Here is a 13,219-nt window from a genome sequence, read left to right as displayed (position 1 = left end):
CCCCGCGTCCACTCACGCATTTCCCTGAGGGAACCCGTCCGCTCGTGAGAGGGCGCGGAAAGGCATGAGTGCCTCCGATGTCATCTACTGCATGCTGACACCGCTGTTCGTGGCCGCAGCCGTCCACGGGCTGCGGCACGAGGTCCTGTCACGGCGTTCAGGGTGGCGCAGCCGCGTCGACCGTCTGCTGCACACCGCCATGGCCCTGGTCATGGCGGTGATGCCGTGGTTTGACCTGAGCCGGGTGTTGCCCGGAGGGGCGCAGCCGGCCTTCTTCGTCGCCGCCGCGCTGTGGTACCCGTTGACCGCGGTGAGCGGCCGCCAGGAGTCCGGACCGGCCGCGACCGCCAGGCGACTTCCGTACGCGGTCGGCATGGCCGCGATGGGCTGGATGACCCGTCCCGGGGCGGCCGAGCCGCACGAGGCCCTGGGCGGAGTCCCTGTGACGGTGCATCACTCCGGGCACCCCGTGGGGCAGATGAAGGCCGACGACACGCTCACCGCCGTACTCGCTCTGTATCTCCTCAGTCATGCGCTGAGGTTGCTGACCCGGGACATGCCCACACTGCGCACGGCCCGGAGCAGCGACGTCTCCACCGACAGAGAGCTGTACGGCCGCTTCTGGGAGGGGACGACGGCCCTCGGGACGGCCGTCATGCTGCTGCTCATGGTCCACTGACCGTCGTGGCCCGAGGGTCGGTTCCGTCGCCACTCACGGGCGCGACCGCCCTCACGCGGACCCTCGCTGGTCCACGGACGCCGCGTAGGGGTTCAGTTTCTCGGGGTTCATGACCCACATGATGCGTTCGATGCCGTGTTCCGACACGTCCACGGAGAGGAGAACCTTCGGGTTGCCCTGGGAGGAGACGAGGACGGCCGGGCCGCCGTTGCTCTCGACCCAGCGGATGTCCGTTCCGGGCCAGAACCGCGGGGCGAAGGCGACGAGGTACTTGCTGACGTGCGGGCGGCCGACGACGGGGATCCGGGAGGCCCCGCGGATGCCTCCGCCGTCGGCGTAGCTGACCACGTCGGCGCTGAGTACGTCCTCGAGCGCGGACAGGCTGCCGGTCTGTGCGGCGACGAGGAAGACCTCCAGGAGTCTGCGGTGGGCGTCGGGGCTGACGGGTTCCTTGCGTTCCGCGGAGAGGTGTTTGCGGGCGCGGCTGACCAGTTGACGTGTGTTGGCCTCGCTGGTCTCGAGGATGTCGGCGATCTGTCCGTAGGGGTAGTCGAAGGCTTCGCGCAGGACGTAGGCGGCCCGTTCCACCGGGTTCAGTTTCTCCAGGAGGAAGAGGACGGCCAGGTCGAGTGCCTCGGCCCGTTCCGCGCCGAGCTGGGGGTCGAGGCTGGTGTCGACCGGTTCCGGGAGCCAGGGCCCGATGTACGTCTCACGCCGTACCCGGGCGGACTGCGCGAGGTTGATGGCCAGGCGGGCGGTGACGGTGGCCAGGAACGCCGCCGGCTCGCGGATGTCGGTGCGGTCGGTGCTCTGCCACCGCAGCCATGCCTCCTGCACGATGTCCTCGGCCTCCACGGCGCTGCCGAGCACGCGGTACGCGATGCCGAAGAGCTGGGGACGGGCCGCGACGAAATCCCTCGTCGCCCGGTCGAGGGAGTCCATGTCATCCCTGGCGTGCATAGGTGACCTCCAGTTCACGACTGCCACGGCGCAAATATTCTCACGGACAAAAATTGTCCGAGTAAGGGGGGTGGTCTTTTCCGGCCCCCTGCATCCCCTCGAGTCGTCGCCGCCCCTGGCGGGACGGGCCAGGTGATGCTCGCGGTCAGATCCACCGAAAAGGCGCGGATCGCCACCGTTCCGGACGGGACTGTCACAGATCGGGCGACAGTCCTGTCATAGCTGAGGATCTGACAGTGACGGGCGTCCCGGCAGGCGGGAGAAGGCGTCGTGAAGATCGCGGTCGGCGGGTGGTACCGACCATCCCGACCGGCGAGCTTGCCGCACCCTTCGACCTGCGAGCCGTCCTGCCCGCGTCGACCGGAGACGCCCGGATGGCGCCCCGCTGTCCCGGTGAACGGCCTGCATCCCGGTCGTCACCACGGTACTTACCCCTCTGGAACAGCCGAAGTGAGAAGAACCTGTGCCTCATCCAGAACAGCCTGACCTCACCGAGACGCGTGCACCGGCACCGATAACGACACTCGAAGGCCTTCGTGAGCACCTCCAGTGGGCGATCGAACTGGAACACGCCACACTGCCGCCCTACCTCTGCGCCCTCTATTCGCTGGACCCGTCGAGGAACCCTGAGGCCGTTCAGGTGGTGAGCGGTGTCTTCGTCGAGGAGATGATCCACCTGGCCCTGGCGGCGAACCTCCTCAACGCGGTCGGCGGTCAACCCCGCCTGGACACGCCGCAGATGCTGCCCCGCCACCCCCGGCCCCTGCCGCACGGCGATCGCTCGCTGGAGATGTCACTGGTTCCGTTCGGGCCGGCAGCGCTTGAGATGTTCCTCCGCCTCGAGCGGCCCGCGCGAGCCGGTGCTCCCGCCGAGGGCGACGACTACGAGACGATCGGGCAGTTCTACGACGCGATCGAGCAAGGACTGCGCCACCTGTGCGCCGAACTCGGCGAGCGGGCGGTCTTCTGCGGTGACCCCGCCCGCCAGGCCGTCGCCGGCCCCTTCATGCACACGGGCGGCCAGTTGGCCGCGGTCACCGATCTCGACTCGGCCCTCGCGGCACTGACGGAGATCGTCGAGCAGGGCGAGGGCGCGTCCCGCGGCGAGGTCTGGGACGGCGACGAGGACATCTTCCACACCGACCGCGACGAAGTCGCCCACTACTACCGGTTCCAGGAACTCAAGTCGGGCCGGCGCTACCAGCGGGGTGACACGCCGCAGTCCGGGCCCACGGGCGAGGCGATCGTGGTCGACCCCGAGGGTGTCTACCCGATGCGCCCCAATCCGCGGATGGCGGATCACCCTCTGGGCAGCCCGATCCGTACTGCCCAGGAACAGTTCAACAAGACGTACTGCGTGCTGCTCCACCAACTGGACCAGGCGTTCAACGGCAGCCCGAGAATGCTGGGGGCCGCGACCCGCACGATGTACGCGCTCAAGGCGCAGGCGCAGAACCTGATGCAGACGCCTGACGGGGACGACACGACAGCCGGTCCGACCTTCGAGTACATCGAACCCGAACTCCGCGGGTGAGCGCCGACGAGCGGTGCCGGACGGTCGTGGTCGACGCGGGCCCGGACCGTAGGGGCTGACCTGATCGCCCGGAGTGGCGGCGGACATACGAAAGTCCCGCTCCGGGCTTGGTACGGGTGAGGGGCCCGGCCTGGTGGTGTGTCACCGGGTCGGGCCCCTTGGTCATGGGGTGTGGGTGGTCAGTTTCCGGCGTCCTGCCAGTGGTGGGTGGCGGTGGTGGCGGTGGTGTCGTTGGCGTAGACGAGTGCTGTGCGGTGGTTGTACTGGATGGTGTACATCTTCTTGGCGCCGATGACGACGGTTCCGGAGGTGAAGTAGTCGTCGGTGGCGGCGGGGGGTTGGGTGGCGACGTAGGCCTGGCCCGTGGGGACGGTGTACATGCTGAGGGGGGCTTGGGTGGAGGCGCCGAGGCCGGCGGGGTATTCGGATTTGTCGGGGTAGCTGGAGCCGTAGACGGCGGCGGGGGTGGTGCCGGCGGCCTTGATGATTTTGACGCCGTAGGTGTTTCTGGTGTTCTGGCCGTGCGGGTTGTGGAACCAGACCTTGGCGCCGCTGTACCAGATGGCGGTCCAGTCGCCCTGGACGTCGGCGACGACGAACTGCTGGCCGGTCTGGGCGGTGCTGCCCCAGTCGTTGATGCGGTTGGTGCCGGGGCCGGTGGGGTGGATGGCCTGGTCGGCGAAGAGGGGGGCGGTGGGGTCGGGGGCGGTGCGCAGGTAGACGAAGTTGGAGGCTTGTGGTGTGTCGGTGCAGGCGGGGGTGCTGCCGGTGGGGTCGTCGGCGGGGCAGATGTTGACGTTTTGCACGTTGTCGGCGAACGGGGGGTCGATGGTGACGACGGAGCCGGTGGTGGGCGGGGTGCGGAGTCCGCTGAGGGGGTGGCCGAGCAGGCGCATGAAGTGGTCCCAGTCCCAGCCGTTGCCGGGGTCCCAGTGCATGCCGGAGACGAGTGAGGAGTTGGGTCCGGCAACGTTGTCATGGCCGATGATGTGCTGCCGGTCCAGGGGTATCCGGAATCGGTCGGCGAGGTATTTAACGAGGTCGGCGGTGGCTTCGTACTGGGCTTCGGTGTACCAGGTGGCGCCCTGGGCGGCGTAGCCCTCGTGTTCGATGCCGATGGAGTGGAGGTTGGTGGAGTAGTTGCCGGCCTGGAAGGCGATGTCCTTGGTGGGGACCATCTGGGTGACCGCGCCGTCTGCGGATCGCATGACGTAGTGGGTGGAGGCGGCGTTCTTGGGGTCGGCGAGGGTGTTGATGCCGGCCTGGTAGGTGGATTCCAGGTCGTGGATGACGATGGTGTCGATGCGGATGCCGTTGGAGGGCCGGTTGGAGATTTGGCCGCCGGCCGTGGAGCCGGGCACGAAGGTGCAGTCCACGGTGGGTGGGCATTCGGTGTCGGTGGTGGTGGCCGTCGTTTTGAGGTGCAGTTCGTCTATTTGTGTGTCTGCGGGGTGGACCGAGGGAGTGGCTGTGAGCCGGATTTGCCGGCCGTTGTCGATGGTGGCGGTGGCGCCGTCGTGGATGGTGTCGAAGACGCGGTCGGCGAAGCGTGCGGCGGTCTGCTTCTGTGTGGACTGGCTGTAGCGGGCGACGGCGCCGTACCACTGGGCGGCGTCCGGTGGTGTGTTGCCGGTGAGTTGTTTCTGGTAGGAGGCGAGGAGTGCGGCGCCGCCGCGGATGTTCGCGGCCGCGTCCTTGCGGAGGGTGTCGGCGGGCAGGCCGGTGAGTTTCGCGGCGGCCTGCAGGGTGTGCAGGGCGGGGTTCGCGGCGAGGGTGGTGAGGTCGCTGCGGCCGGGGGCGCCGGCGTCGCCGGCGGCCATCATGGCGGGGGTGACGTCGGTGAGGTGCAGGGGTCCGAAGCCGCCGTCGGTGCTGGGGAGTTCGCCGTGTGACTGCCAGCCTGATTCCTGGTAGGCGAGGCCGAGCAGGACGTTGAGGGGGATGTGGTACTGGGTGGCGGCGGTGGCGAAGTCCTGCTGCCGGGTGGGGTTGGCCGGGTCGGTGGGGGTGTCGGCCAGTGCGGTGAAGGGGAGGGTGGCCAGGCCGGCTGCGGCCAGTGTGCCGGCGGCGATCGCGGCGGAGAGCCGCAGCCGCTTCTTCCTCTGATGCACGGTGCTGTTCCTTACGGAAAAGTGGTATGAAAGGTCGTCAAGTACCCTACGGTCAGGCGCTCGAGCAGGACAATGGATGCCCCCGCCTCGAAGCGCCGACGGCTCTATGACCGACGGACCGGGCCAGTTGTGACATCGGGCGGCTGTTTGCCTGGACGTCACCCTGCCCGGCGGAGACGGTGCGGAGTCATCCCCCAGGTTGTCCGGCAATCGGCGTTCTCGGGCATCCGACGGCGGCGACATGCGCATATGGGGGGCGGCGTCGCGAACAACGGGCATCCTGGGTGGACTTATCACAGGCATGTCCTCGGTGACGGCGGCGTGCACGAGCAGTGTGAGTGCGACCACGGCAGCGGCATCGTTCGAGCGGTTCGACTGGGAGAACCCCACCATCGCCGTCCTGCTGCTGCTCTCACTCGCCTGCGCCCTCGTTTCCGCCCGTCTCCAGCGCGAACAGCGCACGGCAACCCGGCCGAAGAGCTCGACCTGTTGAGCCCCCCCTCGACGTCGCCACGGCCGGGCAGACGCATGGGCGGGTTGGCGGTGCCGACGTCCGACACTGTCACCGTGATCGTTCGGCCCTTGCCGCGACCGTCGATGTGACGGCTGTCACAGATCGGCGTGCCACCCAGTCAATGAGGTATACGCAGAAAATCAGTCAGCCCGATGTGCAACCGCAGCTTGGACTGAACGCCGTGGCACCCCCGGTGCCGCGCGAACCCGAGGACGGGAGGCGAGACGCCATGTTGCTCGAGGCCGACACATGCATCTGTCGAGGTGCGTACGAGACCGTTTCCTCGTCGGAGCATCCACAGGATGCCGACGGCTCCTTCTCCGATCCGGGGTTCTCCGTCCACGGCCCGGCCGCCGAGGAGTGGGCCCCGCCACCTCCCCCTGAGATGTGGCTGGTAGGTCTTGAGACGCGCACCACGGACGGTCTGCCCGTCTGGCGGTACTACATCGTGGACCACGCCCTCGATTCCCGCGACGCGTCTCACGCGGCGCTTGAGCGCGCCGACAGCGCCCCGGAGAGGGCCAGTCGGGGACAGGCCGGCGTCGTCGGCCGGATCGAGCGCATCGAAGTCCAGCAGATAGTGCAGGACGTGCTCGGGAAGGTCACGCTGGCGCGGCGGTCCTGAACGCCTCGGAGACACCCTCCTCCGCGAAGACGTGCTGTCGGAGGAGGGCTCCCCGGAATCCACGGAGAGCCCTGGGACCGCTGGTGCTCCACCCTGTGCCACCCGGATGGCCTGATCCGTGGCACCGATGTCCTTCACGCACCGCGTCGGCGCCGGGGCCGCCCTGCATGATGGGAAGAGAGCCGGTCGGAGACGGCTTCCCCCGGGGCGACGGGACGGGCCGGGTGGGCCTCGCGGACGGCGTACGACGGTTCCTCCCCGCACGGCCACGCGTAAGGGAGGGCGTACGAGGGACAGAGCGGAGGAGCGGCGGAGCGGAGCCGGAAAACGCACGGTGCGCCGTCGCGGAACGTGCACCGCACATGACGCCGCAACCGCATGCTCACACACGGAACAGGCCACTGCTCCTCGGAACTGCCCGTGTCCGGAACGATCCGCGGGTCACGGGTCATGGGTCACGTGGAGTCCGCGGTGGCCGAGGATTCCAGGCACCCGGCACGGACGCCCAAGGCGGTGGACACCGCTCGACCTCCGGCGCCGGGGGCGGTGGCCGGACGTGTGGTGCGGAAGCGGTCCCGGTAGGTGCCGGGGCTCACGCCGAGCCGGCTGCGGAAGGCCCGCCGCATGGTCTCCTCCGTTCCGAATCCGCTGCGCCGCGCGACGGTGTCGAGCGGTTCGTCCCCGCCCTCGAGGAGTGCCTGTGCCGCCTCCAGACGGATGCGCTTCACGTACTCGCCGGCCGTGGTGCCGATCTCCGTACGGAACAGCCGGGTCAGGTGCCGGGAGCTCAGTGCCGCTCTGTCCGCGAGTGCCTGCAGACTGTGGTCACCCCGAGGGTCGGCCGCCACCCGGTCCAGAATGTCACGCAACGGCGAGTTCACGGGCCGAGGGGACTGCTGACGCACGCTGAACTGGGACTGTCCGCCGGGCCGGGCCATGAAGACCACCAGGTGCTTGGCGGCCGCCCGGGCGACATCCGGACCCAGGTCTGACTCGACGAGCGACAGCGTCAGATCGATGCCGGCGGTGATCCCGGCAGAGGTGATGAATCTTCCGTCCCTGACGAAGATCGCCTCGGAGTCCACCCGGACGCGGGGATAACGGGCGGCGAGGTCCGCGGCGAGTTTCCAGTGGGTCGCGGCCCGCCGCCCGTCCAGGAGCCCGGTCTCGGCCAGCGGGAACGTCCCGGCGCAGACGGCCGCGACCGTGGCGGTGCGGGACCTGTCGGCGAGCCGCGTGATTCCCTCGATGAGCGGTGGATCGGCGACCGCCTCCCACCACTGGGGACCCCCGGGGACGACGAGCGTGTCGACGCCGGAATCGAAGTCGCCCAGCGCCAGGTCCGGTACGAGCCGGAGTCCGGCGGTGGTGCGCACCGGCCGTCCGTCGAGGGAGGCGGTGGTCAGCCGGTAGTCGCCGCCGAGCTCATTTGCCGCGGCGTAGACGTCCAAGGGCCCGGTGACGTCGAGCGACTGCACCCCGTCGAACATCAGCACGAGGACGCGATGGCGCGCCGCGTGCCGGGCGACCCCCGTGGAGCGACCACGGGACGGCCCGGGGGGAACGGTCTGATCCTTCCCCATGTCTTGCTCCGTGGGCTTCTCCGTCCTCGTGGGTGGGGGCGCGGCCTGCGGTGAGCGGGGAGCGGAATCAACGGGGTGGCCCGCACGCGGCAGGTCTGCCGTTCCCGCTGTCTGCGGATCGCGTACCCGGGATGTCGTGGAGCCGGGGGTTCGCTGGAGGGCGATCATGGCGGCGTCGTCGCCCAAGGGGCCGCTGATGTGCCGGGTTAGGTCGCCCTGGACGTACCGGAGGAGTTGCTCGGGGCCGGTGCCGGCCCAGGAGGCGACCCTCTCCCTGAGGGGGTAGAAGGTGCCTGACCCGTCGCGGGCTTCGGTGATGCCGTCGGTGTAGAGCATCAGGACGTCTTCGGCGGCGAAGGGGAAGGTGTCCTGGTGGTGATCGCGGGCGGAGGAGCTTCCCAGGCCCAGGGGCGGGCTGCATCGCTGAGGCTTCAGGAGGGTTGCGCGGCCGCCGCCCGAGAGCAGGGGTGCGGGATGGCCGCAGCTGACCGCGTGCACCACCCGATGGTCGTCGGGGATCTCCAGCAGCAGCGCGGTGACGAAGCGTTCGCCGGCCTCGTGGTCGGTTTCGACGACCTCTTCCAGGTGGCTGCGGATACTGGCCTCGAGGTGGGCGGCCACTTCCGGGAGGGTGGGATAGCAGCGGGCGGCTTCCCTGAACGCGCCGAGTGCGGCGGCCACCTCGTGTATGCCCTGCAGCCCCTTGCCGCGCACGTCGCCGATCAGGACCCGCGTGGCACCAGGGATGCGGACGGCCCCGTACAGGTCGCTGCCGACCGTGGCATGGGCGTCGGACGCCTGATAGGTGGCTGCGATACGCAGCGGGCCGAGCCGGCCGGGAAGGGGACGCAGTACGACCCTCTGAGCGATCTCCGAGACGGCGCGAAGCGTGTTCACTTCCGTGCGGTGTCGCTGCCGCAGGGCGCAGAGGACGATGACGACCGCGCAGATGACGAGCATGGTGACGGACTGCGAGACAGTGGCGAACAGCAGCCGAGGGTGACCGAGGTCGAGGCCGATTCGGGCCGCACCCGACACGAGGACGACTCCGCCGCTGAGCGTGGGGCCGGCGAAGGTCGCCGCCGCCGCCGAGACGACGGCGAGCAGGGTCGCCCAGCCCATGGCCGGGACGTATGTCCCGTCGAGGACGATGACGCCCACCAGAACCAGGAGTACGGCGACCAGCCGCAGGCGTGACGGCAGGGAACCGCGGCGGAGACCGGCCCGGCCGGGACCCGGGACGAGGGCCGCGTTCCACCGGGAGGTCGCGGCGGGATGGGGGAGGGGCGGAGAAGTGATCACGCACTGTTCCTAACGGAGTCGGGGACCACTGCCCGGCTTGTCGATCGCACAAGCGGTCCACGGGCAGTCACTGCGGATCCCGTGCGAAGTCCCCGGGCGGGGGAACGGCGTTCCTGCGCGGAGAGGCGGGCTCCGAAGCACGCTCACGAACCGGTCGTGGGAAGCGCCGCACATCGACGCCTTGTGGGGTCCATGTGCGCGCTCCGAGCACGTCGCAGTCGCGGGCTTTCCAGGTATGACCGCTTGTGCGCCCGATTTGTGACGTCGGCGACGGCTGACCGGGTCCGGTCCGCACGGCACCCGAAGCGGAAGGGGCTGACCATGGTCACGAGCCCGGACGTCACAATCTCCGGGTCTCCGCTGTCATGTACTTGTACAGCGTCAAGCGGAACGGGAGCAGTCATGAAGATCGCGGTGGCCGGCGGTACAGGACTCGCCGGGCGGCTCGTCGTGGAGGTGCTGCGAACGCGCGGGCACACGCCGGTGGTGCTGTCCCGCGGGCAGGGCGTCGACCTGCTGAACGGTTCCGGGCTGGATGCGGCGCTGACCGGCGCCGAGACGGTCGTCGACGTCAGCAATGTGACCACGATGCGCAGATCCGTGGCGATGAACTTCTTCGACACCGCGGGCCGGCATCTCGTCGGCGCGGCGGAGCGGGCGGGGGTGCGGCATCTCGTGACCCTGTCGATCGTGGGGATCGACAGAGTCAAGAACCCGTACTACGCGGGCAAACTGCGGCAGGAGGAGATCGTCCGCGGGGGGCCGGTGCCGTGGACCGTTCTGCGGGCGACCCAGTTCCACGACTTCGCGGGTCAGCTGCTGAACAGCCTGCCCGGGCCGATAGCGACGGTGCCGATGGGGCGGCTCCAGCCCGTCGCCGTACGGGAGGTGGCCGAAGCCCTCGCCGACCTCGCCCTCGGGTCCCCGCGGGGGATGGCCCCCGAGATCGCCGGCCCGCGGGTGGAGTCGCTGGTCGACATGGCCCGGCGCCGGATCGCCGCGGGCGGCGTCCGCCGGCGCCCGGTCCTGCCCCTGTATCTTCCCGGCGGGATGAACAGTGGCGGCCTGCTGCCGACCGGGCCGGGACCGCGGGGCACCCAGACCTTCACCGACTGGCTCGGCGAGCAGAGGACCACCGCCAGGAACGACTAGAGGACGGTTGACCGGACCCCACGCGGCGGAGGCGTGGCCCGCGACGAAGGACACGGTGAGGTGTCACCGGCTCATGTGCAGGGTCACCAGCAACTGCCATACCTGGTGGGCCACTTCCTCCGGAGTGCCCTCCAGCAGACCGTGCAGCCAGTCCGCGAGCACGCCCGCGAAGGTGGCGGCCACCGCGGAGGCGACGAGGGCGGCGTCCGGGGCGCCCGCGAGGGTTCGCTCGGTCACGCTGCGGGCGCGCAGGTCCCGGTGCAGCACATGACCCAGCGGGCCACCGCCGCCGGGGCTCAGGAGGGCCCGGTAGAGGCCGGCGTGCGGCGCGAGGCCGGAGAAGAACGAGAGGAGCGCGGGCGGCGCCGACACCGGGTCGGGCCGCCCGCGCCACGCGTGCAGCGCGTCCACGGCCTCGCGTACGACATCGGCGCAGGTGTCCACCGCGAGCGCCTCCAGGTCGGCGTAGTGCAGGTAGAACGTGGCCCGGCCCACCCCCGCGCGCCGCACCAGCGCGGCGACGCCGACCTCCTCCAGCGGCCGCTCCGCGCACTCCTCGAGCAGTGCCCGCCGCAGTCTCTCCCGGGTGCGGGCCGCCCGAGGATCCTCGGCCGTCACCGGGCGACGAGGACGGCGGCCAGGGCGAGCGCGCCGGGCAGTGCCTGCGCGAAGAGGATGCGCCGGTTCGCGGTGACCGCTCCGTACACCCCGGCGATCACCACGCACACCAGGAAGAAGACCCGCACGCGGAAGCCGGTCGGATCGGCTGCGAGCAGCCCCCAGACCAGACCCGCGGCCAGGAAGCCGTTGTAGAGGCCCTGGTTGGCGGCCATCGGCGCGGTCGCCCGGGCCAGCTCCGGATCGAAGCCGTGCAGTCCCCGCCCCGGTTTCTTCTCCCACAGGAACATCTCCATCACCAGGATGTACACGTGCAGCGCGGCCACCAGGCCCACCAGCACGTTCGCGACCGTCTCCATCGTCAGCAAGCTCCCTCGTGCGATCAAGAATCCTGGACAGGTTCTGGACAGGTGTCCACTATAGCTGGACGGATGTCCAGGAACTCTGCGGGTACCCCCGGTTGTCCCGTGCGCCCCCTGGGTAGAGCGATGCAGCGGTTTCCTTTGCCGGAGGGGGAGTTGACGTGTCGGGCAGCCTCGCGCCAGGGGGATGGAGCGGGAGTGAGCGGGGAATGTGGGCCGCCTTCCGGAGGGGCGAGTGGTACGCGGACGGGGGCGAGGTACGGGCCGCGGTCGTCCGCAGGCTGCTGCTCGCACCGCCGGCCGCCGAACCGGGCCACCTGCCCCGGCTGCGGCTCAGGGACGTACGGATCACCGGGCGGCTCGACCTCGCCGAGGCCGTCGTCGCCGGGACCCTGCGGCTGCGCAACTGCCGCTTCGAGCAGGTCCCCTCACTCGACGGTGCCGCACTGGGCGCCCTCGAACTGCGCGACTGCGTGCTGCCCGGACTCTCCGGGGTCGGCGTCACGATCGGCGGGAAGTGCGAGATCACCGGGTGCCGGGTGGAAGGACCGACGGATCTGTACGGCGCGTCGATCGGCGGCACCCTGCACCTGGAGAACAGCCGGCTGACCGGGCGCGGTGAGCGCCGCGGCGAACGCGCCCTGCACCTCCTGTGCGCCACGATCGGCGGCGACATCCAGGCCGGCTCGGGCTTCGCCGTCGACGGCTGCGCCGACCTGCGGGACACCTCCGTACGCGGCAGCGTCGTGCTCACGGGCGCCGAACTGCGCAACCCGTCGGGTACGGCGCTCAAGGCCAACAGGCTGCACATAGGCGGCAACCTGAACTGCCGCGGCGGGCTCGTCGCCGAGGGCACCGTCGACCTGTGCGACGCCCGGGTGGGCGGCGGCGCCCTCTTCGAGGACGCCTCGCTCTCCACCGAGCACGGACCGGCCCTGCGCGCCCACGGCATAGACGTCGGAGCCGAGTTCAACCTCTGCGACGGGTTCACCGCGCTCGGCAGGCTCTCCATGAGCAGCATCACGGTGCGCAGCCGGTTCTGCTTCAAGGACGGCCTCATCGACACCCCCGCCGGACAGCCGGCCCTCATCAGCCGGCGCTCCACCGCCTCCGAACTCGACCTGCGCTTCCGGGAACCCGTCAAAGGCGTGGTGTCCCTCAGTCACACCCGCGTCACCGTGCTGAGCGCCACCCCGGAGAGCTGGCCCAGGGCTCTGCGCATGGACGGCGTGGTCTACGACAGTCTGCTGCCCCAACTGTCCGCCCGGCAAAGGCTTCCGCTGCTCGCCCGTGACCCCGAGGGGTTCACCCCGCAGCCGTACGAACAACTCGCGGCCACCTACCGGCAGCACGGCCACGACCGTGACGCCCGCACGGTGCTGCTCGCCCAGCAGCGCAGGCTGCGGGGCACCCTGCCGTGGCCGGGGCGCGTGTGGAGCGGCTTCCAGGACCTCACCGTCGGCTACGGCTACCGCCCGATGCGCGCCGTGTGGTGGCTGTGCGCGATCATGCTCAGCGGCATCCTGCTGTTCACGCGCTGGCCCCCACAGGCGGTCGAGCCGGGCAAGCCACCCCACTTCCAGGCGGCCATCTACACCTTCGACCTGGTGCTGCCTCTCGTCGACTTCGGGCAGGAGCAGGCGTTCAGTCCACGGGGCGGGCTTCAGTGGGCGGCCGTGGTCCTCGTCTGCCTGGGATGGCTGCTCGCGACGACGGCCGCCGCGGGCGCCAACCGCGTTCTCCGCAGGACCTGACACCCGACCGAGCACGCCTGTAGGA

Annotated in this window: 11 protein-coding genes and 1 pseudogene; 6 read left to right on the top strand and 6 right to left on the bottom strand. The window is 70.2% G+C overall.

Translation table 11 applies throughout. The features are described 5' to 3' along the window. Positions 1 to 64 precede the first annotated feature (64 nt). The gene (locus OG199_RS06125) at positions 65 to 679 is read left to right on the top strand and encodes a DUF5134 domain-containing protein (protein WP_356800198.1); all 615 of its coding nucleotides are present in this window, start codon (positions 65 to 67) and stop codon (positions 677 to 679) included. 51 nt (positions 680 to 730) lie between these two features. Here the strand turns inward: OG199_RS06125 and OG199_RS06120 are convergent, their stop codons facing one another. Then, on the bottom strand, positions 731 to 1,639 hold the full coding sequence (locus tag OG199_RS06120) for an RNA polymerase sigma-70 factor (RefSeq protein WP_405828425.1): 909 nt from the start codon (positions 1,637 to 1,639) through the stop codon (positions 731 to 733). A gap of 463 nt (positions 1,640 to 2,102) precedes the next feature. Here OG199_RS06120 and OG199_RS06115 point away from each other — a divergent pair, with 463 nt between their 5' ends. Beyond that, a complete protein-coding gene (locus tag OG199_RS06115; protein ID WP_401808914.1) occupies positions 2,103 to 3,173 on the top strand; it encodes a ferritin-like protein in 1,071 nt (356 codons plus the stop codon). Between the two features lie 179 nt (positions 3,174 to 3,352). Here the strand turns inward: OG199_RS06115 and OG199_RS06110 are convergent, their stop codons facing one another. Continuing rightward, a complete protein-coding gene (locus OG199_RS06110; protein WP_405828422.1) occupies positions 3,353 to 5,284 on the bottom strand; it encodes an N-acetylmuramoyl-L-alanine amidase in 1,932 nt (643 codons plus the stop codon). Positions 5,285 to 5,618: 334 nt separating this feature from the next. Between OG199_RS06110 and OG199_RS06105 the strand changes: the two genes are divergently transcribed. Together OG199_RS06105 and OG199_RS06100 are read left to right on the top strand one after the other, a co-directional pair. Beyond that, entirely contained in the window at positions 5,619 to 5,777 is a 159-nt protein-coding gene (locus OG199_RS06105) for a hypothetical protein (RefSeq protein WP_405828421.1), read from the top strand. 250 nt (positions 5,778 to 6,027) lie between these two features. Beyond that, a complete protein-coding gene (locus tag OG199_RS06100; RefSeq protein ID WP_405828419.1) occupies positions 6,028 to 6,423 on the top strand; it encodes a hypothetical protein in 396 nt (131 codons plus the stop codon). Between the two features lie 455 nt (positions 6,424 to 6,878). Here the strand turns inward: OG199_RS06100 and OG199_RS06095 are convergent, their stop codons facing one another. Further along, on the bottom strand, positions 6,879 to 7,919 hold the full coding sequence (locus tag OG199_RS06095) for a GlxA family transcriptional regulator (protein WP_405834447.1): 1,041 nt from the start codon (positions 7,917 to 7,919) through the stop codon (positions 6,879 to 6,881). Positions 7,920 to 8,168: 249 nt separating this feature from the next. Continuing rightward, a pseudogene (locus tag OG199_RS06090) lies at positions 8,169 to 8,966 on the bottom strand (PP2C family protein-serine/threonine phosphatase); the annotation flags it as partial. A gap of 744 nt (positions 8,967 to 9,710) precedes the next feature. Here OG199_RS06090 and OG199_RS06085 point away from each other — a divergent pair. Next, positions 9,711 to 10,460: an NAD(P)H-binding protein gene (locus OG199_RS06085; RefSeq protein ID WP_356800071.1), complete on the top strand. Its 750-nt coding sequence runs from the start codon at positions 9,711 to 9,713 to the stop codon at positions 10,458 to 10,460. A gap of 63 nt (positions 10,461 to 10,523) precedes the next feature. Here OG199_RS06085 and OG199_RS06080 read toward each other — a convergent pair whose 3' ends face one another. Both OG199_RS06080 and OG199_RS06075 read right to left on the bottom strand, forming a co-directional pair. Beyond that, complete coding sequence (locus OG199_RS06080; RefSeq protein ID WP_356800069.1) at positions 10,524 to 11,078, bottom strand: TetR/AcrR family transcriptional regulator; 555 nt, start codon at positions 11,076 to 11,078, stop codon at positions 10,524 to 10,526. Then, positions 11,075 to 11,437, bottom strand: coding sequence for a DUF1304 domain-containing protein (locus tag OG199_RS06075; RefSeq protein WP_356800067.1), 363 nt, complete (start codon positions 11,435 to 11,437; stop codon positions 11,075 to 11,077). Before OG199_RS06075 ends, OG199_RS06080 begins: the two co-directional genes overlap by 4 nt. Positions 11,438 to 11,649: 212 nt before the next feature. Here OG199_RS06075 and OG199_RS06070 point away from each other — a divergent pair, with 212 nt between their 5' ends. Then, entirely contained in the window at positions 11,650 to 13,194 is a 1,545-nt protein-coding gene (locus OG199_RS06070) for an oxidoreductase (RefSeq protein WP_405828416.1), read from the top strand. Positions 13,195 to 13,219 lie beyond the last annotated feature (25 nt).

The organism is Streptomyces sp. NBC_01176, assembly GCF_045039825.1.
Taxonomy (GTDB): Bacteria; Actinomycetota; Actinomycetes; order Streptomycetales; family Streptomycetaceae; genus Streptomyces.
This window is presented reverse-complemented; position numbering and strand designations above follow the sequence as displayed.

Excerpts from the sequence above, each read along its gene's own strand:
- OG199_RS06125 (WP_356800198.1), top strand. The coding sequence starts at position 65 with ATGAGTGCCTCCGATGTCATCTACTGCATGCTGACACCGCTGTTCGTG.
- OG199_RS06070 (WP_405828416.1), top strand. The coding sequence starts at position 11,650 with ATGTGGGCCGCCTTCCGGAGGGGCGAGTGGTACGCGGACGGGGGCGAG.
- OG199_RS06085 (WP_356800071.1), top strand. The coding sequence starts at position 9,711 with ATGAAGATCGCGGTGGCCGGCGGTACAGGACTCGCCGGGCGGCTCGTC.
- OG199_RS06100 (WP_405828419.1), top strand. The coding sequence starts at position 6,028 with ATGTTGCTCGAGGCCGACACATGCATCTGTCGAGGTGCGTACGAGACC.
- OG199_RS06075 (WP_356800067.1), bottom strand. The coding sequence starts at position 11,437 with ATGGAGACGGTCGCGAACGTGCTGGTGGGCCTGGTGGCCGCGCTGCAC.
- OG199_RS06120 (WP_405828425.1), bottom strand. The coding sequence starts at position 1,639 with ATGCACGCCAGGGATGACATGGACTCCCTCGACCGGGCGACGAGGGAT.